The sequence below is a fragment of the Tsuneonella sediminis genome, from assembly GCF_051912845.1.
Classification (GTDB): domain Bacteria; phylum Pseudomonadota; class Alphaproteobacteria; order Sphingomonadales; family Sphingomonadaceae; genus Tsuneonella; species Tsuneonella sediminis.
The window spans coordinates 1,829,124-1,852,441 of the sequence record NZ_JBNCBU010000001.1 but is presented as its reverse complement, the minus strand read 5'-3'; the positions used below and the strand labels follow the sequence as shown (position 1 = coordinate 1,852,441).

The window sequence follows — 23,318 nt, the reverse complement described above, 5'->3', positions numbered from 1 at the left end:
ACCTTTGAGACGGCTCTGGCCCCGCAGCCTGCTCGGACAGGTCCTCCTCGCGGTGGCGGGCGCCTTGCTCGTCGCGCAGGCCATCTCGGCGGTCCTGCTGTTTCGCGCGGCCGAAGACCGGCGGGTGCAACATCTCGTCGGCTCGCTGGCCATCCAGTTGAGCGCAGCGTCCAACGCGAGCGTGAACGGATTTCCCGCCGACCGGTTCGCCAGGGCCGGCATGCCCCCCGCGCAAGCACGTTTCGGCCCGCGCCGCTGGCGGATCGAGCGGAGCGGGGAACCGCCCTCGCTGCCACAAGACCGAGTCGAACCCGCGATCGAGCGGTCGTTGCGCACCGTCCTTGCCGAACAGGGCCTGAGCGGCGCCGACCGGTTGCGCGTCGTCAGCCGCAGCGCCCTGTCCGATCCGCGCGTTGTCCGGCGCATCGAGATGGGACGCCCGCTCGCGCCCGGCACCCGGCTCGATCGCGCGCGGATCGTCCTCGCCAGCATGCCGGATGGCGGGGGAGGCTGGATTACCGCTCGAGCGCTCAGCCCGCACAGGGACCGCCAGGCCCTGCGCGGGCTCGTCGCACAGACGTTTGTCCTGTTTGCCGTGCTGATGCTGGCGATAGCGTCGCTGCTGCGCCGAATCACGCGTCCGCTTGCCGCACTCACCCGGCGGGTGGAGGCGTTCGCCCGGACGCAGGAGGCCGCCGCTCCGCTTGCGCCGCAGGGCCCCGACGACGTGCGGCGGCTGATCGAGGCGCACGGACGCATGGAGGCCCGGATCGGTGCCATGCTCGACGAAAAGGACGTCATGCTCGGCGCGATCGGGCACGACCTCAAGACGCCGCTGGCCGCGCTGCGGGTGCGGATTGAAAGCGTCGAGGATGACGCGGAGCGCGCCCGGATGGCGGCCGGGATCGAGGACATCGTGCGCACGCTCGACGACATCCTGTCGCTCGCCCGCGTGGGCCGCGCGAGCGAGCCGCCCGAACGCACCGACCTCGGGGCGCTCGCTGCCTCGGTGGTCGAGGAATTCGAGGACATTGGCCAGCCCGCGAGCCTTGCCGACGGACCGCGCGTCGTCGCGCCGGTCCACGTAACCTGGGCCAAGCGAGCGCTTCGCAACCTCGTCGCCAACGCAATCCGCTATGGCGGGGCGGCGAACGTGGCGGTGCTGCGCGATGGCGACCGGGCCGTGATGCGCGTCACCGACACCGGTCCGGGCATCCCGGCCGATCGGCTTTCGACGATCACCGATCCCTTCGTGCGGGGCGAGGCGAGCCGGAACCGCGAAACCGGTGGCGCGGGCCTTGGTCTCACGCTCGCACGGGCCATTGCCGAAGCGCACGGCGGCGCGCTGGTGCTGGCGAACCGGCCTGATGGCGGGCTGCTCGCCGAACTGCGGCTGCCGCTCTAGCGTTCCTTCGTGGCCGAGAAGGTGAGGTCGGGGTTCTTCTCGGCCTGGTAGTTCACGTCCCACGCGCTCTTGGCCATGAACACCGGGTCGCCGTCCCGGTCGGTGGCGAGGTTCGCGCGGTTGAAATCGGCGAACTGCTTCAGTGCCGCCTCGCTGCCCTTGATCCAGCGCGCGGTGGCGAAGGGCGCGGGCTCGAGGCTGGCGCCGACCTTGTATTCGGCCTCGAGCCGACTGACGAGCACGTCGAGCTGGAGCTGGCCGACCACGCCGACGATCCACTGCGCGCCGAATTCGGGGTAGAACACCTGGATCACGCCCTCTTCGCTGAGATCGTCGAGCGCCTTTCTCAGCTGCTTGGTCTTGGTGGGATCCTTCAGAACGACCCGGCGCAGGATTTCCGGCGCGAAGTTGGGCAGGCCGGTAAAGCGCACCGTGTTGGATTCGGACAGCGTGTCGCCCACCCGCAAGGTGCCATGGTTCGGGATGCCGATGATATCGCCCGCCTGCGCAGTGTCGGCGATCTCGCGGTCCTGCGCGAAGAACAGGATCGGCGAATGCACCGCGATCGGCTTGCCGAGCCCGCTGGGGGTAAGCTTCATGCCGCGCCGGAAAGTGCCCGACACCTGCCGCATGAACGCGATACGGTCGCGGTGGTTGGGGTCCATGTTTGCCTGGACCTTGAACACGAAACCGGTGACCTCGTCGCGGGTCGGTTCGACAGTCCCGTCTTCCGACGGCTGCGGTCGCGGGGGCGGCGCCCAGCGGTCGATCGCCGCGATCAGTTCCTCGACGCCGAAGTTCTTGAGCGCGCTGCCGAAGAACACCGGCGTCAGGTCGCCGTTGCGATATGCCTCGAGGTCGAATTCGGGATAACCCACCCGCACCAGCTCGATCTCCTCCGCAAGCTCGTCGGGCAGTTCGCCGAGCGGTTCGCGCGTGCCGAGGTATTCCTTGCTGCCACCTTCGGGCCTGGCGACGGTGTCGTTGGCAAAATCGAGCACGCCGGTGAACAGCCCGCCCATGCCCAGCGGGGCCGACTGCGGGGATACGTCCAGCGCCAGCGCATCGGCCACCTCGTCGAGGATCTCGAACAGCGAGCGGCCCTCGCGGTCGACCTTGTTGACGAAGGTGATGATCGGCACCGAACGCAGGCGGCAGACCTCGAACAGCTTGCGGGTCTGCGGCTCGATGCCCTTCGCGGCGTCGATCACCATGACCGCCGAATCGACCGCGGTCAGCGTGCGGTAGGTGTCCTCGGAGAAATCCTCGTGGCCCGGGGTGTCGAGGAGATTGAAGACCGTTCCGTCCTTCTCGAACGTCATCACGCTCGAAGTGACCGAGATGCCGCGCTGCTGCTCGATCTTCATCCAGTCCGACCGCGCGCGCCGGGCCTGCCCCCGCGCCTTGACCTCGCCTGCAAGGTGGATTGCGCCGCCGGTCAGCAGGAGCTTTTCGGTCAGGGTGGTCTTGCCTGCGTCGGGGTGCGAGATGATCGCGAACGTGCGGCGGTTGCCGGATGGGGTCGATGTCATGGGAGGCGCGCCTTAGCCGGGGGCGCGCCGCTACGCCAGCCTTGCGCCATTCGACATTGCCCGGCGCCATACCCGAGCTTAGAATGCCACCGACCTGATGTGGGGGAGAGGAAGATGCTGGGCAAACCGTTCCTTGCAATCGGCGCTGCCATTGCGGCACTGACGGGTCCCGCCCAAGCCGGGACGCCGGTGCCGACCCCAATCGTCGAAACCGCGCAAGGCAAGGTCCAGGGCCTCAAGGACGAGGGAGTCGATGCGTTTCTGGGGCTGCGCTACGCCGCCCCGCCGGTAGGACCGCTGCGCTTCCGCGCCCCGCAGCCCGCAGCAGACTGGGATGGCATCTGGGACGCCACCTCGCTGGGCGCGCCGTGCATGCAGATGTACACCCCGAGCGGCCCGAACACGTCGGACACGACCCGCCAGTTCCAGTCGATCTTCCCGACCGCGGGGGAAGCCAAGATCGACAACGAGGACTGCCTGTTCCTCAACGTCTGGACGCCGGCCGCGGACAGGGGGAAGCGGCCGGTGATGGTCTGGTTCCACGGCGGGGGTTACGCCTACGGCTCGGGCGGATGGCCGGTCTACGACGGGCGCAACCTCGCCGCCAAGGGCGACGTCGTGGTGGTGACCGTCAACCATCGGCTGAACGCCTTCGGCTACGCCTACCTCGGCGACAAGGACCCAGCCTTCGCGGACAGCGGCAATGCAGGCAACCTCGATCTCGTCGCCTCGCTCGAATGGGTCCGCGACAACATCGCGGCCTTCGGCGGCGATCCGGACAACGTGACGATCATGGGCGAATCGGGGGGCGGATCGAAAGTCAGCCACCTGCTCGCGACCCCGGCGGCAGACGGGCTGTTCGACAAGGCGATCATCCAGTCGGGACCGGGCGTCACCAGTGGAAAGAAGGACGAAGCGGCCAGGCTTGCCGGGGACCTGATGGCAAAGCTGGGAGCGGCGACCGTCGCGGACCTGCAGGCGGTTCCGGCCGAGACCCTCCTCGAAGCGGCGCGGGCGGTTCTGCCCGCGCGCGGCTTTGGCGGGGGCGCGAATTTCGGTCCCATCGTCGATGGCGTGGTGGTCGCCCGCGATCCGTTCGTGCCGGACGCGCCCGCGCAGTCGCGGACCGTCCCGGTCATGATCGGCTACAACAAGGACGAGATGACCATTTTCAATGCCGCGCAACCGTGGTTCGGCCGGCTCGATTCGGCCATGCTCGACGGCATGGCGGCGATGATGGGTCCCGAGGCGGCGAAGGTCGTCGGCTACCTCAAGGCGCAGAACCCCGACGAGAGCCCCACGTACATCGCCAACAGCGCGATGACCTGGCGCTTCGCACAAGGGTCCTACGTCATCGCCGACCAGATCGCGCGAGCGGGCGGCGCGCCCGTCTACTTCTACAAGCTGACTTGGGAAACGCCCGTCGCGGGCGGCATATTCCGCAGCCCGCACACGCTCGACATGCCGCTCATGTTCGCGAATGCGCGAGAAAGCGCAGCGCTTGTCGGCGAAGGCGATGCGCCGCTCAGGATGGAGACAATGATGAGCGACGCATGGCTGTCGTTCGCCCGGACGGGCATTCCGGCGAGCCCGCTCCTGCCGGATTGGCCGGCCTATACAGGGCGGAACCGCGAGGTGATGCTGCTCGACCTGACGCCGAGAGTGGTCGCCGATCCCGACAGGGGCCTGCGCGAGCTGACCGCCAGATAAGCGAGGCGGTCAGGCCTCGCGCGCGACCCGGAAGCCCGCGAAATCCTGGCTGACCGGCATCAGCTCGATGCGGTTTACGTTGAGGTGCGGGGGGAGCCCGGCGATCCAGAGGATCGTGTCGGCGATGTCCTGCGCAGTCATCGGGTTTGCCCCTGCGTAGAGCCTGTCCGACGCTTCCTGGCTGCCGGTTCGCACGAGAGTGAACTCGGTCTCGACCATCCCCGGCTCAATGCTGGTGACCCGCACCCCGGTGCCGTGCAGGTCGGCGCGCAGTGCCAGTGTGAAGTGGTTGGCGAAGGCCTTCGACCCGGCATAGACGTTGCCGCCCGGATAGATGTAGCTGCCCGCGACCGAGCCGACCGTGACGATCGCGCCCTTGCGCTCGATCAGGCCCGGAAGCAGCAGCCGGGTAAGCGTGACCATCGCCGTGACGTTGGTGTCGATCATGGCCCGCCAGTCGTCGAGGCTGGCCTCCTGAGCGGCGGCAAGCCCCCGGGCGAGTCCCGCATTGTTCACGAGGAGATCGATGTTCGCGAAGTCGGACGGCAGGTCCCTCAGGGCCAGCTCGGTCGCGGCCGCGTCGCGCACGTCGAATACCGCGGCGTGAACCCTGGCCCCCCCCAGTTCAGCGACGAGCGCGTCGAGCCGCTCGGCCCGCCTTCCGGTCGCGACACAGCGCCATCCAGCGGCGACGAGGGCGCGGACCGTTGCCTCGCCGATGCCCGCAGTGGCGCCGGTGACGAAGGCGGTCTTCATCCCCGCAATTCGCCCCCGAGCTTGGCGGCAGCAGCCACGACCTTGTCCGACAGCGCCTTGAGATCGGCATCGGTATAGGTCTTGTCCGCAGGCTGGAACCTTACCTCGATCGCCAGCGATTTCCGGCCCGCCGGAACGCCCGTGCCCCGGAAATCGTCGAACACTTCGGCAGCGACGATGTGGGCCTTGTCCGCCCCGCGAATAGCGCGGACGAGATCGTTCGCAGGAAGCGCCGCCTCGACGAGAAACGCGAAGTCCCGGGTTACCGGCTGGAGCGCGGGCGGTTCGTATGGCGCGCGCGCGAAGGTCGCGTTCTTCCGTGCGGGAATGGCGTCGAGATAGATTTCAGCGGCCATCGCCGGGCCTTCCACGTCGAATGCCTTGAGGGTCGAGGGATGCAGCGCGCCGAAACGGGCGAGCACCGTCTTTGGACCGAGCCGCAGGGTGCCCGACTGTCCGGGGTGGAATTGCGGCCCCGCGTCACCCGACACCTGGAGGTTTGCAACCGGCGCGCCCGCCGCCTCGAGCAGCGCGAGCGCATCGGCCTTGGCGTCGTACGCATCGAACGCGGTCGCCTTGCCGCTCTTCCAGCCACGCGGCGTCTTCTCGCCCGTCAGCAGCACGCCGACGGTCGGGCGCTCGTCGCTCGCGCCGCCAGACCCGCGCAGGTAGCGGCGCCCGACTTCGAACAACCGGATGGAATCCGCTCCGCGATCGGCGTTGCGCCGCGCCGCAGCGAGGAGGCCGGGGATGAGCGAGGGTCGCATGGCCTTCATGTCCTCGCTGATCGGGTTGTCGAGCACCCACAGGCCGCCGTTCCCTTCTGCGAAGTGTTCGGCGTCGTCGCGGGGAAGGAACGACCAGGTGATCGCCTCGGACAGACCCCGCGCCGCTGCGGCGCGGCGGACCTTGCGTTCGCGCGCCTGCTCGGGTGTCGCGGTCGGCCGCGCCACTCCCTCCGCCCGGGGGAGCGGGGTCGAGGGTACCGCGTCGAGCCCGTGGATCCGCACGACTTCCTCGACGATGTCGGCCGGGCCCTCGATGTCGTGGCGCCGCAGCGGGACCGTGACCTGCCATTCGGACGAGACTTCGAAACCGAGACGTTCGAGCGTGGCGCGCTGCTCGGTCTCCGGGATCGCGACCCCGCCAAGCCGTTCGGCGAGGGCAGGATCGTAGGCCACGACCTGCGGCTCGCACGGAGGCGATCCGGCGCGCACGACCTCGCTCGGCTCTCCGCCGCAGACCCTGAGGATCAGGTCTGTCAGCAGGTCGAGCCCCTCGTCGAGGAAGGCCGGGTCCACGCCGCGCTCGAACCGCGTGCGCGCATCGCTCGCGATGCCGAGCTTGCGCCCGGTCGCGCCGATCCGGGCAGGATCGAAATAGGCGATCTCGAGAAGGACGTCGGTGGTCTCCTGCGTCACGCCCGAATGCTCGCCGCCCATGATCCCGCCGATATCGTGCACGCCCGCGTCGTCGGCGATCACGGTCATGGTGGCGTCGAGGGTATAGGTCTTCTCGTTGAGCGCCTCGACCGTCTCCCCGTTCCGCGCGCGCCGGGCGACCACGGCGCCCGAAAGCCTGGCGAGGTCGTAGACGTGCGCGGGGCGCCCGAAGGCGAGCGACAGATAGTTGGTGAAATCGACAAGCGCGCTGATCGGCCGCTGGCCCGCGGCGATCAGCCGGGCCTGCATCCACTCGGGACTCGCGCCATTCTGCACCCCGCGGATGACACGGCCGTAGAACGCCGGACATCCTTCCGGGTCATCGGTGCGAATTTCTACGGGGCAGGGGAAGCTGCCTTCGATGTGGCTTGCGCGCCACGGTCTGAACACCCCCATTCCGGCGGCCGCGAGGTCGCGGGCAATCCCCTCGACCCCCATGCAGTCGGGCCGATTGGGAGTGATCGCGACATCGAACACCGGGGAGGCGCCGTGGTAATCGGCAAAGGCCTCGCCGACGGGGGCATCGGCCGGCAGTTCGATGATGCCGTCGTGTTCCTCGCCGAGTTCGAGTTCGCGCACCGAGCACATCATGCCGTTCGATTCGACGCCGCGGATCGCACTCTTGCGCAGTTCCATCCCGTTGGCGGGGACGACCGCGCCCGGCAGGCCGAGTACGCCCTTCATGCCGGCGCGCGCGTTCGGCGCACCGCAGACGACCTGCAGCGGATCGCCAGCCCCCATGTCGACCGTGAGGACCTGGAGCTTGTCGGCATCGGGATGCGGGTTCGCGGTCAGCACCTGGGCCACACGGAAACCGGCAAGCCGTTCGGCCGGGTCCTCGAGAGCCTCGACCTCGATGCCGATCGCGTTGAGTTTCGCGGCGATCTCGGGGGCGCTGGCCTCGGTCTCGAGGAACGCCTTCAGCCATTCGAGCGAAAACTTCACGACCGCGCCCCCACACCGGCCGAGAGCGTCGGCACGTCGAGCGGGTCGAACCCGTAATGCGCGAGCCAGCGCCCGTCGCCGTCGAAGAAGGCGCGCAGATCGTCCATTCCGTATTTCAGCATGGCGAGCCGGTCGACGCCGACACCGAAGGCGAAGCCCTGCCACGTGTCGGGGTCGAGACCCGCGAATTCGAGTACGCGGCGGTTGACCATTCCCGATCCGAGGAGTTCCATCCAGCCATGGCCGGGCGCATCGCCGTCGCCGCCCAGCACGCGGCGCCCGCCGACGTCCTGCCAGCCCACGTCGACCTCGACGCTCGGCTCGGTGAACGGGAAATAGCTCGGCCGTAGCCGCAGGACGATGTCGTCGCGCTCGAAGAATGCCTTCAGGAAGGTCTCGAGCGTCCACTTGAGGTGGCCGAGGTGGATGCCCTCGTCGATCACCAGCCCTTCGACCTGGTGAAACATCGGAGTGTGCGTGGCGTCGCTGTCCGAACGGTAGACACGGCCCGGCGCAATGACCCGCAGCGGCGCGCCCTGCCCGACCATTGCGCGAATCTGGACCGGCGAGGTGTGGGTGCGAAGGACCATCCGGGTCTTGCCGCCTGCCACCTCGGGACCTTCGTCCGGGAAGTAGAAGGTGTCATGCATAGCGCGCGCGGGATGGCTTTCGGGCATGTTGAGCGCGGTGAAGTTGTGCCAGTCGTCCTCGATCTCGGGTCCGGTGGCGACCGAGAAACCCAGGTCGGCGAATATCTCGGCCAGCTCGTCCATGACCTGGCTGACGGGATGGATCGAACCGCGAGGCGCCTGCGGCGCGGGCAGGGTCAGGTCGAGCACCTCGCTCGCCAGCTGCGCCTCGAGCGCGGCGGACTCGAGCACGGCCTTGCGTGCCTCGATCGCCTCGGCCACCCGCGCGCGCAAACCCTGGATGCGCGGCCCCTCGACCTGGCGCTGATCGGGAGTCATCTGGCCCAGCGTCTTGAGGAGCGCACTCACCCAGCCGGACTTGCCCAGCGCGGCAACGCGATGCGCCTCGAGCGCCTCGCTCGTTTCGGCCCCGGCGATGGCGGCCAGCGCCTCGTCGAGGCGGGTCTGATCGGTCGTATCCATTGCGCCCCGGCCCCTAGGGGCGCTCGCGCTTCATCGCAATGCCCTGCGCGCGGCAAGCGGACTCGCGGCCGCTATCCGGGCGGGCGGTCGAGCGTCTGCGCGGGCGAGCCCCAGCTTTTCGCCCGCTGCTCCATGAACTCCGCCAGGATCGGATGGGGCAGCGCCGCGTATTCGCTCGGCGACATGCCCATGAACTCGTGGAACTCGTGATTGAAGTGCGCCTGGTCGGTGTAGAGTTCGTCGATCGCCCCGGTCCACTTGCCCATTCCCCCCAGCATCCAGGCGGCGATGCTGCGCACGAACCGCTGGCGCCGCAGCAGCAGCTTGGGCGGGAACCCGAAATGGCGGCGGCACACGCGCTCGAGAGCGCGCACCGAAAGACCCGCCCGCTGGGCGAAGTCGTCTACCTTGGCCAGCCCGAGCTGGATCATCGCCTGGTGGACGGCGACGATCCTCGTCTCGTCGGCAAGGGGGCGCGAAGCCCGGCGCAGGACCGCGATGATCCGCTCGAGCTCGATGTCGTCGTCAGGGGTTCCTGCGAATATACCGGGAAGGTCGGCGAAGCGCGCGAAATCGGGATGGCGCTCCGCGTCGGCGAGCATGTTGGCATAGCCGGCCGCCGGACGCCCGACCAGACGCGCCCAGCCGAGCGGCAGCAGGCCGATCCCCCACATCCGCGTGGTCCCCAGCTCGAACCGCGTGCCGCGCGAACTCGGCCCGGTGACGGTGAACCGGGCGTCGTCCACGACCCGGCCCTCGCCGACCTGTGCCCAGGGACGCGCGCCGGAAAAGACCCGCAGGTTGGCCCATTCGGGCTGGAGCCAGTCGGTGACCACGCCGGGTCCGGCAACCGACAGTTCGAGCCGATAAATGCTCGTCAGACAACCTTCGAGTCCCTCGGGCGGCGCAAAGAACCGCGCCGACACAGTGCACTCGAGGGGCGGCGCGGACACCGTCTGATCGGGCATGGACTCGACGCTTACTCCGGGTTGGAGGGATAGAGCGACGCGAAAGCGGGCAGGGTCTGTGCACGCTCGTGTTGTAAGAATGCGACGCTACCAAGGCCCGGGCGCGGCGGCAAGTAGAGGTCGGTCTCCTATCGGAACCGCGCGATCGTCGGCAGGTCGAGGGGTTCCGCCGCTCCCTGGTCGACCATGCGCTGACGCATGATCGGCTGAACGATCGGGTGCGGCGTCCTCGCGTATTCGCTCGGCAGCATGCCCATGAATTCGCGGAACTCGCGGACGAACTGGGCCTGGTCGTGATACTGGCCGTCGAGCGCGTCGATCCAGCTCAGCGATGGATCCAGCATGAACTGGGCGAGGCTGCGGGCGAACCGCTGGCGGCGCAGCAGCATCTTGGGGGGAAAGCCGAAGTACCGGCGGCAGAACCGCTCGAGCGTCTTCACCGTCATGCCGAGCCGGTCCTGCAAGGCGCCGACCTCGCCCAGTTCGGGGTCACGCAAGGCATCCTGGCAGGCGAAGATCGCGTCCTCGCGGGGATCGGCCCGGCCGCCATGACCGCGCAGGTGCTCGTCGACCATCGCGGCCTTGGCATCGTCGCCGTCCTCGCAAGCGAGAATCCGCGGCAGGATAGCCGCGAACGCCGCGAACGAGGGGTGGGTTGTTCCATCGACCGTCCGGTTGGCAAGGGCGGCAGCCGAACCCTGGGCGAATCGCGCCCAGCCCGCGGGCTGGAGGCCAAGACCCCAGATCCGGCTGGTTCGCACCCCGAAGTTGGTCGCCTTGCTGGTCGGCCCGCTGGCAACGAAAGGCCACTGTGGCACGAGCTCCCCCGGGCCGATGCAGGCGATCGGCGGGGGTCCCTCGGTGAACCGCATCGCGGCCCATTCCGGATGGAGGTGATCTCTGACCAGCGCTTCGCCGGCGTCGATGACCGTCAGGTAAAGGGCGGTGAAGTAGGGCTGCAACTCCTCCGACAGGCGGAAGAAGCGCACGGTAATCCGTGGCATGTCCGTCATGGCTGTCCTGTCTTGGGTGGAGGGCGACCCGCAGGGCTATGCCTTGTATTTTTTCGACACTAGTCGCGTGCGCCTCCGCGTCAAGCGCGCAAACGGCGAGGGCGCCGCTAGCCAAATGCTCGCGACGCCCCCGTGAACCCGGCGAAACGGGTTGCCTAGTTCAGGGCGGCCTTCGCCTGGGCGATGATCGCGCTGAACGCGGGGCTCTCGTTCATCGCAACGTCGGCCATGACCTTGCGGTCGAGCTCGATGCCGGCGAGCTTAACGCCGTGCATGAACTGCGAATAGGTCAGTCCCTCGGCGCGAACCGCGGCGTTGATCCGCTGGATCCAGAGCGCGCGGAAGTTCCGCTTCTTCACCTTGCGGTCGCGATAGGCATACTGGCCGGCCTTTTCGACCGCCTGCCGCGCGACGCGGATGGTGTTCTTGCGGCGACCGCGATAGCCCTTGGCCTGATCGAGGATCCGCTTGTGCTTGGCGCGGGTGGTTACACCCCTCTTGACGCGTGCCATGTCTCAGTACCTCCTCAATCGAGCCCGTAGGGCGCCCACTTCTTGATCGTCTTCGCATCGGCGTCGGCGATCACGGTGGTCCCGCGGTTCTGGCGGATGTACTTGGCGTTATGGCTGATCAGGCGGTGGCGCTTGCCGGCGACCCCGTGCTTGACCTTGCCGGTAGCGGTGATCTTGAAACGCTTCTTGACCCCGCTCTTGGTCTTCATCTTGGGCATTTTCGTCTCCTTTCGAAGACACGCACCAATCAGCCCTGGCAGCCCTAGATAGCCAGGCCGACTGTGAAACACGTGTCGGTGAAGGGCGCGCCCCTAGGCGAGAAGGACGCCCAAGGCAAGCCCTTCGGTGCCGCATGAGGACCCGCCGTCTCCCTTGCGGCGGTGCGCAATGTCAGCGCGAAGCGGCGACCGGGCGCCCCGGCACGCGACCGGCAGCTCCGGCATGCTTGCGCCAGCGCTCCGAGCCCCAGCGGGCGATCACGGCATCGGCCCGCGCCCTGTCGGTACCGGTAAGCGAGCCATACGCCGCACAGCGTCCTCGTTCGCGAAAGCAGGTTTCGCCGGTATCGAGGCGCACGCCGGTAAGCTCTCCGCGCGGACCGGCGAGGCCAATGGCGGTCGGCAAGTCGAGCGGGCCGATGTGCAGGAACGGCGGCACCGGGGCAGGAGGCGGATCCTGTTCGCGGATCGCGGCGGACAGGATCGCGCGGTAATCGGCAAGGCCGACAGGTCCGGCCGGCAGCAACCCGGGACGGTTCGCCACCAGCAACGTGCCGAACTGTTCGCGGTTGATCACGTGGCCATGACCAAGAAAGCCGCCGTCGAACAGCTCTTCCCCGTGGTCGCCGCTGACCACGAGGACAGTGTCATCCCACACGCCCTTTGCCTTGAGCCGCGCGACGAGTTCGCCCAGCCGCCGATCGGCATAGGCAACCGCGTTCCAGTAGGTTTCCTCTAACCGTCGCGCGTTGGCCGCAGCGATTTCGCCGCGCGGAAGCGGATCGGCCGTGAGGCGGCGGACCACGCCCGGATGGTCGTAGGGGAAGTGCGCGGACTGGAAATTGAAATAGGCGAAGTGCGGCCGTGCGGCCCAGTCCTCGCGGCCGAAGGTGCGGTCGAAGGCGGCGAGCAGGTGACCCTCATCGACCAGAAGCGATCCTTGGGCGGCAAAGTCGAATGCGCGCTTGTCGCGCAGCGTCTCGGCATCGACATGGACGTCCGCGGTCTCGCGCATGCCCACCGTCTGCGAGATGCCGCCAAAGTCTTCCGGCTGGCCGGAAAACACGCCGATCCGGTACCCGCTAGCCGAGAGGTCGCGGAACAGCGACGGATCGCCGTCCTCCGGCGCGAGTTGGCCCGAAAACAGCGACTTGAGGCTCTCGGTCGTGAAGCCGACGTGGCTGTAGGCCGGGCGCGCCACGCTACCCGCCCGGGCCAGCGCCTCGAGGTTCGGCGCGACCACCTGGCCGTTCACCCGCTTGCCGAGCACGTCGCCCCGCATCGATTCGAACACCACGATGACGATGTGGGGCCGCCTGCCCGAGAATACCTGCGGACCGGCCACAGCGGGCAGCGGCACCAGTCTGAGGTCGCCGCCATAGCCGTCCTCGTCGATGCCATTACCCGGCACGTCGAGCGCGAGCGGATGGCGAGAGGAGTCGAACGGCGCGGCATCGTGCTGGATGCCGAAAAGCCCGTACCCGTCACGGTCGAAATCGGTCGCGGTGTCGAGAGCGCCGGTCAGTGCGTCCCATGCGAGCGTGCGCTCGAGGGCGAATGCCGCATCACCGCCGGTGCGCGGAATCGCCGCGGCGCACACAAGGAACAGGCCTCCGGCCGAGATCGTCAACAGGGATGAGGGGGCCGAGGGCCGCGCCAGGTCGGCGGGCAGGACGCGCGCGAGCAGTCTCGCCGCGAGCCATGCCGCCCCGGCCATGGCGGCGAGTGCGATGAGCGCAACACCGATCTCGCTCATCCCGAATAGCAACGCGTCCACGAGGCTCCCGCCGCCCAGCTGCTTCATCAGCGCAAAGCCCATGGCGTCGCTGAAATATGCGGCGAGCCGGTACTGCGCCGCGAGCAAGCCGGCAAACAGGCCGCCGTTGACGAGCGCGAAGGCATAGGCTGGGGTCCATGCGGCGCGCCGGCGCGTCACCGTTCGCGCGAACGCCCAGCCAAGCAGCCCCAGGACCATCATGGCGGATACGTAACCGATCAGGAACGTCGCGCGCTCGGCTGCGGTATCCACCGCCCGGCTCATCCCGAAGCCGCCGGTGAACAGGCCGAACTTGCGATCGGCCAGCGCCAGTTCGAGCGCGCCGGCGAAGGCCACAACAACGAGCGGCACGAACGCCAGCAGGCGCTCCCCCACGAAGCGCGGCGCAGCAATCATGAGCGGCAGTCGAGCGCGTGTCGCCATGTCCGCGCGTCTAGCGCGGCGGATTTAGGATAAGGCTAACGCCTCAGTGCCCGCAGGCGAGCGCCTCGACGACGTCCTCCAGCCGCGCGGGGTCGCCGAGCGCGATCACATGTCCCTCGGAAGCTGCGTGAAGCGGTTCGCCGTGCCAGTCGGCCATCGTCCCGCCGGCCCCCTCGACCACCGGGACGAGCGCGGCGAAATCGTGGAGCTTGAGTGAATCCTCGCAGACGATATCGACATGGCCGCTCGCGACGAGCCCGTAGTTGTAGCAGTCGCCCCCCCAGACCATCCGCCGGTGGTGGCACTTGGCGGCGAGCGCCATGAAATGTTCCGCGGCATGATCGGAAAATGCACCCGGGCTGGTGGTGCCAAGAACGGCATCGGACAGCTCGCGGCAGGGGCGGGTGCGCACTTCCTTGCCGTTGAACGTGGTCGGACGACCCATTGCGCCCACCCATCGTTCGCCGAGGACAGGCTGGTCGATGACCCCGAGGACCGGAAATCCCCCTTCGAGAAGCGCGATGAGCGTGCCGAAAATCGGCCGCCCCGCGACGAAACTGGTGGTTCCGTCGATGGGGTCGAGTACCCACTGGCGGGCGGCGCCTTCGCGCTCGGCTCCGAACTCCTCGCCGATGATCCCGTCGCGCGGCACCTCGGCGGCGAGAATCCGGCGCATCGCCTCCTCCGCCGCGCGGTCCGCCAACGTCACCGGCGACGCGTCGTCCTTTGCCTCGAGCCCGATCTGGCCACGGAAGAGGGGCCGGATGGCCGCTCCCGCGGCGTCGGCGAGGCGGTGCGCAAGCGCGATGTCGGTTTCGAGCGACACCCTCAGTCGAACAGCGAGCTGACCGAGCTCTCGTCTGCGATCCGGCGCACCGCCTCGCCGATCAGCGGCGCGATCGTCAGCGTGCGGATGCGGGAGGAATCGACCACCGCGTCGGTCGGACGAATCGTGTCGGTTATGACGAGTTCCTCGAGCGCCGAGCCGTCGACGCGGGCCACCGCGCCGCCCGAGAGTACGCCGTGAGTGATGTAGGCGGCGACGCTCTTTGCGCCGCCGTCGAGCAGCGCCGCGGCGGCGTTGCACAGCGTCCCGCCCGAATCGACGATGTCGTCGATCATGATGCAGTGGCGACCCTTTACGTCGCCGATGATATTCATGACCTCCGATTCGCCCGGCCTATCGCGGCGCTTGTCGACGATCGCGAGCGGCGCGTTGTCGAGCCGCTTGGCGAGCGCGCGGGCGCGGACCACGCCGCCGACGTCGGGCGAGACCACCATGAGGTCGCGCTCGCCGTAGCGGGCCTGGATGTCGGCCGCCATCGTCGGGGCCGCGAACAGATTGTCGGTCGGAATGTCGAAGAACCCCTGGATCTGCCCGGCGTGAAGGTCGACCGCCAGCACGCGGTCCGCGCCGGCCTCGGTGATGAGGTTGGCGACGAGCTTGGCCGAGATCGGGGTGCGCGGGCCGGGCTTGCGGTCCTGCCGGGCATAGCCGAAATAGGGGATGACCGCGGTGATCCGCTTGGCCGACGCGCGGCGGCACGCATCGATGGAGATCAGAAGCTCCATCAGGTTGTCGTTGGCCGGGAAGCTGGTCGACTGGACGATAAACAGGTCTTCGCCGCGGACGTTCTCGTGGATCTCGACGAAGATTTCCTCGTCGGCGAAGCGGCGTACGCTCGCATCGGTCAGCGGCATCTCGAGATACCCCGCGATCGCGCGGGCGAGCGGCAGGTTCGCGTTGCCGGACATGATCTTCATCGCAGGCGGGTCCTCGGGCGGGGGATTCGGGTGCAGCGCGGCTTAGCGGAGCTTCGCCTCATTGCAACATTCCCTGCTGCTTGGTCGCGCCCGGACGCGTCACGCCGTCACGAAGATCGGCCGGGTATACGTGATGTAGGGGCCTTCCAGTCCATAGGCGCTCATGACGCTGAACACCTGGTAGCGGAGGGTGAGTTCGAGCTCCAACGCCCCGCTCACCCGCTGGACGGTCGGCTGCCGGATCGACGCCGAGTACATCTCGTAGTCGAGGATGTAGGGCGCCGATCGCCCGACCGACAGCGCGTAGCTGTTGAGCTGCTCCTTCGACACTCGGTTGCCGGTCGAATACTGCACCAGCGCGTAGCGGGCGACATCGGCGGAAATGCCCCGCAAGGCGTTGTAGTTCTGTAGTGCAAGGCCGATCTGGAACACGCCGAACAGCAACGCGAGAAACGCCGGGGCGAGGATCGCCAACTCGACCGTCGTCGCACCGTCCCGGTCCCGCGCCAGTCGCCGCAGGAGCGCAAAGGCACTCACGCCACCAGCACCCGGCGCACGACGAGGTAATCGACCGGGCCGCCGATGCCGAACTGGGTCCACTTCGGCACGTAGCGATCGGTGACCTTGAGTTCGACGTAGATTGTCAGGTCGGCGGCCTTCACGCAGGTCGGCTTGGCGAGGACATAGTCCCCGGTGCCGCAACGATAGGTCTCGACCACCGTCACCTCGTCGTGGGGATTTGACCCGTCGGGGTCGATCGAGGTCTGGACGACGTTCTTGATCGTCAGGCGTGCCGCCGCGTCGGCAGGGGGGGATGCCCTGACGATCGCGGCGGCTTCTGCAACGGCACTGTCCAGCTCGCTCTTGCGCGCGACGAGCGAGCTCGCCTCGAACCCTCCGAGCGCGAGCAACGCCAGCACCGGCGCCACGATCGCGGTTTCGACCGCCATCGTCGCGCTGCTGTCGCGCACGATCCGGCTCGGGCTGAACGGCAGGCTCATCATGCGACCAGCTTCACGCTGGCCTTCAGGTTCACGACGTTTGTCGAGTTCGACAGACCAGGGGGACAGAACGTGGCCATGTTGGCCGTGCCGGTCAGCCGGATCGTGTTGGCGGCGATCATCAGGCACTGGCTCGACACGCCGGCTGTTCCGGCAAAGTCGATCGCGCTGACCGGCAGGTAGATCGTTCCGTTGAGCAGGGTGTTTGCGTTGCCGTTGAGCTTGGTCTTGCTGCTGCCGGGCGAACTGCGGTCCTCGAACACCAGCATGCCGGCAAGCTTGTTGGCGTCGCTTTCGGGAACGCCCTTTGCGATCAGCTGCGAGGCGGTGATGGCGGTGAGGTTGATGTTCGCGCCGCCTGCGATGTCGATCCAGGCGCCGTTCTTCAGCACAAACATCACGCCCGAACCCGTCACTTCGTACTGCCCGGTAACCTTCAGCCCCCCGCCGTTGATCACATAGACGCCCGGCGCGAACACCGTCGTGCAGCCGACGTGGATGTCGGTGTAGGTGCCCGGCAGGACCGTGGCCTGGTCGGGAGTGGTCGTCGCGATGGTGCCCGACTGAGTCGTGGTGGTGACGGTCGTCTTCATTTCCCAGGTCGCATTCGCCCCGGTGGAGTTGTTCGTCTTGACGATCGTGCGCGTGGTCGTCTTCGTCACGCCGTCGACGGTGTTATTCTCGACAAGGACCATGCTGGAGGACGTACTGCTCGTCTCCCTCGACTTGCCCTTGGCGTTCTCCTGCAGCTGCCAGGTCGCGGCGGCGAGCTCGGCGCTGGTCAGCACCCCATCGCCGTTCGTGTCGGGCGAGAAGCCCTTGTAATAGGTGTAGGTGGTGTCGAGGTCGGTCCTGACATTGGCGCGCGTTGTCGTCTTGCCCTTGATGCAGGTGTAGGTCCGGTTGACCTGCGTTTCGGCGGGATTTGGCGGCGAGAGCGCCTTGAAGGGATCGTACAGGCCCTCGAGATGCTCCATGATCACGTCGTTGGTGTTGGTGCGGAACCACTCGTCGATACCGCCTGCCGCAAGGATCCAGCCGGCCTCGATCGTCGGGTTGCCGCTGACGGTGATGGCCCTGTCTGACTTGGACAGCGCGGCCATGCCGCAGGCCGCGGTGAGCACCGAGTTGCCGCCGATGTTGATCGCCCCGTCGGCGTCCTCGCTGACCGCTGTCAGGCAGCTGGTGAACGTGGCACCCTCCTTGAAGCTTGCCTGGGCGAATGCTCCGATCGTTGCCGCCTTGCCGGTGAGAAAGCTCGAAAACGGCAAGCTGCGTGTCGCCTCGGCCGACACGGTGACCGAGTTCTTCACGCCGCCCGAATAGTTCACCAGCCCGACCTTGATCTCGGTCGGCCTGGTCGCGAACCCTGCGACGGTCGAGATGTTGGCCGCGTATTCCTGCCGCGCGCGCGCGTCGTAGCTCGCCTCGGTGTCGGTGCTCGACCGGGCGAGCGCGCCGGCGATCGCGGCCTGGTCGACCGCGAACTGGAGTTCGCGCTTCCACATGTACCACTGCGCGGTGTCGACCGCGAAACCGGCCCCGCCGATCAGCGCGGGCATCCCCAGCGCCACGATGAGGGCGGCATTGCCGCTGCGGTTCTCCCGCAACCGGCCTACGGCGCCTGCGACAATCCGCAACAAGCCGGAGCCAGCACCTTGCGAATGGGTCATCTTAAGAACTCCGCGTGCGCAATACTTCGCAAGCACCGGACTGTTCTGGAGAAGCTAACAATTTCTGAATTGTTAACTTAATATTTTGAAGACATTACACTTGGGGAATTACCCAAGGATAGCGTGCCGGCGTGTCCCACGCGAGCGCCTACGCACGGGGCGATCTGCGGTCTACCCGCTGCGGTGTTCGCCCTTGATCCAGCGGACGGTTCCGCTGCTGGCGCGCATCACGACGCTGTCGGTGGTCATCTTGCCGCCGCGCAGGCGCTTGACGCCGTCGAGGAGCGAACCCGATGTCACTCCCGTCGCAGCGAAGATGCAGTCGCCCTTCGCAAGCTCCTCGAGCCGGTAGATGCGGTCGAAGTCCTTGTCGGGTATCCCCCACTTGCGCGCACGCGCCTTCTCGTCCTCGTTGCGGAAAACCAGCCGCCCGTTGAACTGGCCCCCGACGCAGCGCAGCGCCGCCGCCGCGAGCACGCCTTCCGGTGCACCGCCAATGCCCATGTACATGTCGACCGTCGTGTCCGGATCGGTCGTCGCGATCACGCCCGCGACATCGCCGTCGCCGATCAGCACGACCCCGCAGCCGAGCGAACGCAGCTCGGCGATGAGATCGGAATGGCGGGGGCGGTCGAGCACGCAGACGATGATGTCCGCCGGGGTTACGCCCTTGGCCGCGGCCACCGCCCTGACGTTCTCGGTCGGGCTCTTGGCGAGGTCGATCACGCCGTCGGGGTAACCCGGGCCCACGGCGAGCTTTTCCATGTAGGTGTCCGGCGCGTTGAGCAGGCACCCTTCCTCTGCCGCCGCCAGAACGGCGAGAGAGTTGGGGCCCGCCTTGGCGGTGATGGTGGTCCCTTCCAGCGGGTCGAGCGCGATGTCGATCCTGGGTCCGCTTCCAATCGCGCCGCCGACCTTTTCGCCGATGTAGAGCATCGGCGCCTCGTCGCGCTCGCCCTCGCCGATCACGACGGTACCATCGATCTCGAGTTCGTCGAACGCGCGGCGCATGGCTTCTACCGCCGCGGCGTCGGCCGCCTTCTCGTCGCCGCGGCCGACCAGCTTGCTCGCGGCGATGGCTGCCGCTTCAGTCACCCGCACCATCTCGAGCACGAGGACGCGGTCGAGGACGCTCGAACGCTTCGGGTTGGAACTGTTCATTCGAGATTCACCCCAAGATACGCTGTGTGGACGCGCGCTTAGACGAGGGAGACGCCGGTTGTCGAGCAGAGCCAGGGACTGTTCCGGCAGCGCGTCGCCAGCGTGAAGACAGTCGCCTTGCTGCTGCTCTGCGCGGGTCTTGCCGCCGCCTTGCCGGTGCCCGCAGCGGCGCAGCCCGCCGCAGGGCCGCCCGTCACCGCAACGCAGGCGATCGAGACGGCGAAACAGGCCTACGGCCCGCCCGATGCCCGCGCAAAGGAAACCTGCCCGCCGCACCGGCCGGGCGAGGAAATCGTCGTCTGCGCCGAGGTCGAGGACCAGGACCAGTTCCGCGTCCGCTCGAGCGGCGAGCTGGATCCGGCCGGCGCCGGCGCGAGGGGCGGCGTGCCCCGCGCACCCGACGTCGGAACGACTTATCCCGGTGCGGTCGTCGCGCGCGGTTGCTTCATCCCGCCTTGCCCGCCGCCTATGCCGAAGATCATCGACCTGAAGGCGATCCCCGAAGCGCCGCCCGGTTCGGATGCCGACCGGGTGGGACGCGGACTCGCGCCGAGAGGTAATGACGGTAGCGCGCCCGCGCCGGGCGGGCTTCCCCCGCTCGCGGGGCAGGCGGACGAACCAGATCGGCCGCCTAGGCCGCCAGAATCGGCATCACCAGCGGAGCCTCGGTAAGGCTTGCCGAACCGTCGAGGAGGCGGAGCGCCTCGGTCACGCACTTCTCCGCCCCTTCGTGGGTGACCATCGCAACCAGCACCTCGCCGTTTTCGTTCGGCTGCCCCTGCTGGATCAGGCTCTCGATCGACACTTCGGCATCGCGCATGGCGGCGGTAATTTCGGCGAGGACGCCGGGCCGGTCGGCAACCGTGAAGCGGAGATAGGTCCGACCGCAGCGCTCTCCGGGCTCGGCCGGAGCCATCGCCTCGAGCGCGCCTACGGGAATCGAGAACGCGGTGCCCGTCTCGCCGGCGTCGCTGCCGGCCGCGCCGTTGCGACCCCACCATCGGGCGATGTCGATCAGGTCGGCAACGACCGCGCTCGCGGTAGGGCCGTCACCTGCGCCCGCGCCCTGGAACAGCAGGCGACCGGAATAATTGCCCTGCGCCACGACCGCGTTGGTCGGCCCGTCGACGTGCGCCAGCGGATGGTCGCGGGGGACGAGGCATGGCCGGACCCGCTGGAGGAGGCGCGGTGAGCCGCCCGGCTGGGCATGTTCCACGTCGGCTTCCCCGATCAGCCGAATGACGAAGCCGAGATCGCGGGCACGGGCGATGTCGGCAGCGCGAACGCGCGCAATGCCCTCGCAGCTCACGTGCTCGAGGTCGATCCGCGCGCCGAACGCGATTGCGGCAAGGATCGCGAGCTTGTGGCCCGCGTCGATCCCCTCGATGTCGAGTGTCGGGTCTGCTTCGGCGAAGCCCCGGGCCTGCGCTTCGGCGAGCACGTCGGCGAAATCGCGGCCAGTATCCTCCATCGTGGAAAGGATGAAGTTGCAGGTGCCGTTGAGGATGCCCTGGACGCGGTCGATGGCGTTGGCGGCGGCGCCTTCGCGAAGGCCCTTGATGATCGGAATGCCGCCGGCCACGGCGGCCTCGAACTTCAGCGGCACGCCCATTCCCTCGGCCGCTTCGCCGAGTGTGAGCCCATGATGCGCGATCATCGCCTTGTTGGCGGTCACCAGCGCCTTGCCTGCCGCGATGGCATTGCGGGCCAGGGTGAGTGCCGGTCCGTCCGCGCCGCCGACCAGTTCGACCACCGCGTCGACGTCGTCGCTGGCGGCCATCGCCGTCATGTCGTCGCACCACGTGAAGCGGGACAGGTCGACACCGCGATCCTTCTCGCGGTCCCGCGCGCTTACGGCGACCACCCGAACGGGACGGCCCGCCCGCGCCTCGATCAGGGCTGCGTTGGCATCGAGCAGGCGAACGACGCCCGCGCCGACCGTGCCCACGCCGGCGAGGGCCACGCGCAAGGGGCGTGCTGACCCATTGGTAGTTTCCGTCACCATGCGCCGCCTCTATCGGAGCGCGAGCGGCGGGGCCAACAAAGAGAAACTATTGCCGCGAAAGCGTGCGCGGGCAGTCGCCGAGTTCATCGATGACGAAGCGATAATCCTGTGCCGCCCGGGCGCGCGAGGCACTGTCCTGTGCGAGGTTCGCGGCGCCGGGCAACTGGCGCGGCAGGAAGCACGCGAGGCGATACCAGGCAAGCGTGTCGGGAGCCGGAGGACGGGCGGCCTGGTCGACGATCTCGCCGTACGAGACGCCCCAGGTCGGCGCCATCCCCGGCCGCCGCACGATGGTCAGCGAGACGGGATCGCCTTTCCTGGTCGACAGGAAGATCTGCGTTTCCGATTCGCCCGCGAGCGTGCCGGCGACCGACAGTGCATCACGCACCCCGGTAACCGCTGGCGCGGCGTCGGGCGCAGCAAGTTCCCCGAGCAGCGGGCGCAGGCGCGCCTCCAGTCCCTGGCTCCAGTCAATCTGGGCCGAAGGGCCGACGAGCTGGAGTTCGCCCGGCCTGCCCGCCACGGGACGCGCGAAGACCAGAACGTCGCGCTTCTTCAGCTTGGGCAGCTTGCCCTTGGCGTCAAGCGGCACGTCGACCAGATACCGGATCGACTGCCCCAGCGGGGCGCTGCCGGTGAGCAGCGCCACGGTCTCGGCCTCGACGTAGACTCGCGCGTGGCCGGCGGCGACCGTTCCTGCACGCTCCGGCGGCAGGGGGATGGCCTTCCTGATCTTCGCGTGGACCACCAGGCCCGCCGCATCGGCAAGATCGGCGAGGTCGGCATAGGCGGGCGGCACCGTCGGGATGGGGGCGGGCGCTGCCGCCACGGCTAGGGCGAAGGCGGTTACAGCCATCGCTGCCCGCGTCGGGATTCGAAAATTGGCCATGGTCGGACCGCCTAGAGGTATCGGAGGGAATTGGAAACCGGATCGCATCTTCCCCGTTCAGCCCGCAATGGCGTGAATCCGCCCTTAACCGGAAAAGGATTTGCTTGGGGTTTGCTTCGCGGTTAAGGGTCCGGCGAGCCGGGGAACAGAACAATAACCCCGGTCAGGCCCCCAGCCGGGTCATCGGATATCCGGCGGGCCGTTCGGTCACCGGAAACCGGTGGGCCGACAGGGTGGACAGCATGGATTGCGTCGGGGCGCGGCGATTAACGAATTGCGCGCATTCGACGTTTGTTCTTGCCAGGCGCTTGCGTCCGGCACCGACGATGGAGTGATGCGACTGAATGGCCTACGTTGACCAACAGATGAGTACCAATCGCATCGTCGCGATTGTCATCGTTGCACTCATCCATATCGCCATCGGTTATGTTCTCGTGACCGGCCTCGCCTATTCGGCGATCAAGAAGGCGGTCGAGCGCGTAACGACGGTAGATATCGAGGAGCCGCCGCCGCCCGAGGAAGAGCCGCCGCCGCCGCAGGAGCAGCCCGACGTGGCGCCGCCGCCGCCGGTCGCGCCGCCGCCGCCGATCAACATCGCGCCGGCCCCTCCGCCGATCCAGACGCAACCGACGATCCCGCCCCCGGCGCCGCCCGCGCTGCGCGTGCCGCCGCCGGCCCCCGTCGCGCCGCCCCCACCGCCTCCGCCGCGGGTGCAGCCGAAGTCGCCGACACCGCGCGGCAATCCCGGCAGCTGGGCGAACGCCAACGACTATCCGAGCCGCGCGCTGCGCGAGGAGCGCGAGGGCACGACCCGGTTCACCGTGACCGTGGATGCCAGCGGGCGCGTCTCGAACTGCCAGATCACCGGCTCGAGCGGTCACTCGGACCTCGACAGCACAACCTGTTCGCTGATCACGCGGCGGGCACGCTTCAACCCGGCAACCGACGGCGAAGGCGACCCGACGACGGGCTCCTGGTCGAGTTCGGTGCGGTGGGAAATTCCGCAGTAACC

At 68.2% G+C, this 23,318-nt stretch carries 21 protein-coding genes; 4 read left to right on the top strand and 17 right to left on the bottom strand.

Translation table 11 applies throughout. From position 1 onward, the window contains the following. Positions 1 to 4 precede the first annotated feature (4 nt). Positions 5 to 1,405: a sensor histidine kinase gene (locus ACPV3N_RS09430; RefSeq protein ID WP_440116947.1), complete on the top strand. Its 1,401-nt coding sequence runs from the start codon at positions 5 to 7 to the stop codon at positions 1,403 to 1,405. On the opposite strand, the gene ACPV3N_RS09425 is transcribed toward ACPV3N_RS09430, so the two are convergent. Continuing rightward, entirely contained in the window at positions 1,402 to 2,937 is a 1,536-nt protein-coding gene (locus tag ACPV3N_RS09425; RefSeq protein WP_440116945.1) for a peptide chain release factor 3, read from the bottom strand. The two genes, ACPV3N_RS09430 and ACPV3N_RS09425, sit on opposite strands and share 4 nt — an antisense overlap. Positions 2,938 to 3,051: 114 nt before the next feature. Between ACPV3N_RS09425 and ACPV3N_RS09420 the strand changes: the two genes are divergently transcribed. After that, a complete protein-coding gene (locus ACPV3N_RS09420; RefSeq protein ID WP_440116943.1) occupies positions 3,052 to 4,647 on the top strand; it encodes a carboxylesterase/lipase family protein in 1,596 nt (531 codons plus the stop codon). 9 nt (positions 4,648 to 4,656) lie between these two features. On the opposite strand, the gene ACPV3N_RS09415 is transcribed toward ACPV3N_RS09420, so the two are convergent. The 14 genes from ACPV3N_RS09415 to glpX all read right to left on the bottom strand — a co-directional run bounded on the left by ACPV3N_RS09415 (position 4,657) and on the right by glpX (position 19,412). After that, positions 4,657 to 5,403, bottom strand: a complete 747-nt coding sequence (locus tag ACPV3N_RS09415) for an SDR family NAD(P)-dependent oxidoreductase (protein ID WP_440116941.1) — start codon at positions 5,401 to 5,403, stop codon at positions 4,657 to 4,659. Next, positions 5,400 to 7,790 carry a phenylalanine--tRNA ligase subunit beta gene (gene pheT, locus ACPV3N_RS09410; RefSeq protein ID WP_440116939.1) on the bottom strand — a complete coding sequence of 797 codons (2,391 nt, stop codon included), beginning with the start codon at positions 7,788 to 7,790 and terminating at the stop codon, positions 5,400 to 5,402. Before pheT ends, ACPV3N_RS09415 begins: the two co-directional genes overlap by 4 nt. After that, positions 7,787 to 8,902: a phenylalanine--tRNA ligase subunit alpha gene (gene pheS, locus ACPV3N_RS09405; protein WP_440116937.1), complete on the bottom strand. Its 1,116-nt coding sequence runs from the start codon at positions 8,900 to 8,902 to the stop codon at positions 7,787 to 7,789. Before pheS ends, pheT begins: the two co-directional genes overlap by 4 nt. 71 nt (positions 8,903 to 8,973) lie before the next feature. Then, complete coding sequence (locus tag ACPV3N_RS09400; protein ID WP_440116935.1) at positions 8,974 to 9,870, bottom strand: helix-turn-helix domain-containing protein; 897 nt, start codon at positions 9,868 to 9,870, stop codon at positions 8,974 to 8,976. Positions 9,871 to 9,998: 128 nt separating this feature from the next. Continuing rightward, on the bottom strand, positions 9,999 to 10,883 hold the full coding sequence (locus ACPV3N_RS09395; protein ID WP_440116933.1) for an AraC family transcriptional regulator: 885 nt from the start codon (positions 10,881 to 10,883) through the stop codon (positions 9,999 to 10,001). A 155-nt stretch (positions 10,884 to 11,038) separates the two neighbouring features. Beyond that, positions 11,039 to 11,395 (bottom strand): 50S ribosomal protein L20, encoded by a 357-nt coding sequence (gene rplT, locus ACPV3N_RS09390; protein WP_440116931.1) that lies wholly within the window; start codon positions 11,393 to 11,395, stop codon positions 11,039 to 11,041. 14 nt (positions 11,396 to 11,409) lie between these two features. Continuing rightward, on the bottom strand, positions 11,410 to 11,613 hold the full coding sequence (rpmI, locus tag ACPV3N_RS09385; RefSeq protein ID WP_259960753.1) for a 50S ribosomal protein L35: 204 nt from the start codon (positions 11,611 to 11,613) through the stop codon (positions 11,410 to 11,412). Between the two features lie 172 nt (positions 11,614 to 11,785). Continuing rightward, positions 11,786 to 13,813 carry a sulfatase-like hydrolase/transferase gene (locus ACPV3N_RS09380; protein ID WP_440116929.1) on the bottom strand — a complete coding sequence of 676 codons (2,028 nt, stop codon included), beginning with the start codon at positions 13,811 to 13,813 and terminating at the stop codon, positions 11,786 to 11,788. A 43-nt stretch (positions 13,814 to 13,856) separates the two neighbouring features. Beyond that, positions 13,857 to 14,639: a histidinol-phosphatase gene (gene hisN / locus ACPV3N_RS09375; protein WP_440116927.1), complete on the bottom strand. Its 783-nt coding sequence runs from the start codon at positions 14,637 to 14,639 to the stop codon at positions 13,857 to 13,859. 2 nt (positions 14,640 to 14,641) lie between these two features. Further along, positions 14,642 to 15,577 (bottom strand): ribose-phosphate pyrophosphokinase, encoded by a 936-nt coding sequence (locus tag ACPV3N_RS09370; protein ID WP_440116925.1) that lies wholly within the window; start codon positions 15,575 to 15,577, stop codon positions 14,642 to 14,644. 99 nt (positions 15,578 to 15,676) lie between these two features. Beyond that, the gene (locus tag ACPV3N_RS09365) at positions 15,677 to 16,114 is read right to left on the bottom strand and encodes a TadE/TadG family type IV pilus assembly protein (RefSeq protein ID WP_440116923.1); all 438 of its coding nucleotides are present in this window, start codon (positions 16,112 to 16,114) and stop codon (positions 15,677 to 15,679) included. Next, a complete protein-coding gene (locus ACPV3N_RS09360) occupies positions 16,111 to 16,578 on the bottom strand; it encodes a TadE/TadG family type IV pilus assembly protein (RefSeq protein WP_440116921.1) in 468 nt (155 codons plus the stop codon). The genes ACPV3N_RS09365 and ACPV3N_RS09360 overlap by 4 nt, the downstream gene beginning before the upstream one ends. Continuing rightward, positions 16,578 to 18,251 carry a pilus assembly protein TadG-related protein gene (locus ACPV3N_RS09355; protein ID WP_440116919.1) on the bottom strand — a complete coding sequence of 558 codons (1,674 nt, stop codon included), beginning with the start codon at positions 18,249 to 18,251 and terminating at the stop codon, positions 16,578 to 16,580. The genes ACPV3N_RS09360 and ACPV3N_RS09355 overlap by 1 nt, the downstream gene beginning before the upstream one ends. A 171-nt stretch (positions 18,252 to 18,422) precedes the next feature. Then, positions 18,423 to 19,412 carry a class II fructose-bisphosphatase gene (glpX, locus tag ACPV3N_RS09350; RefSeq protein WP_440116917.1) on the bottom strand — a complete coding sequence of 330 codons (990 nt, stop codon included), beginning with the start codon at positions 19,410 to 19,412 and terminating at the stop codon, positions 18,423 to 18,425. 102 nt (positions 19,413 to 19,514) lie between these two features. On the opposite strand from glpX, the gene ACPV3N_RS09345 reads away from it, so the two are divergent. Then, on the top strand, positions 19,515 to 20,084 hold the full coding sequence (locus ACPV3N_RS09345; protein ID WP_440116915.1) for a hypothetical protein: 570 nt from the start codon (positions 19,515 to 19,517) through the stop codon (positions 20,082 to 20,084). Here ACPV3N_RS09345 and ACPV3N_RS09340 read toward each other — a convergent pair. After that, complete coding sequence (locus tag ACPV3N_RS09340; protein ID WP_440116913.1) at positions 20,044 to 21,417, bottom strand: homoserine dehydrogenase; 1,374 nt, start codon at positions 21,415 to 21,417, stop codon at positions 20,044 to 20,046. The two genes, ACPV3N_RS09345 and ACPV3N_RS09340, sit on opposite strands and share 41 nt — an antisense overlap. Before the next feature lie 46 nt (positions 21,418 to 21,463). Next, entirely contained in the window at positions 21,464 to 22,273 is an 810-nt protein-coding gene (locus ACPV3N_RS09335) for a hypothetical protein (RefSeq protein ID WP_440116911.1), read from the bottom strand. 398 nt (positions 22,274 to 22,671) lie between these two features. On the opposite strand from ACPV3N_RS09335, the gene ACPV3N_RS09330 reads away from it, so the two are divergent. Further along, positions 22,672 to 23,316 (top strand): energy transducer TonB, encoded by a 645-nt coding sequence (locus tag ACPV3N_RS09330; RefSeq protein WP_440116909.1) that lies wholly within the window; start codon positions 22,672 to 22,674, stop codon positions 23,314 to 23,316. The last annotated feature ends 2 nt before the right edge of the window (positions 23,317 to 23,318 follow it).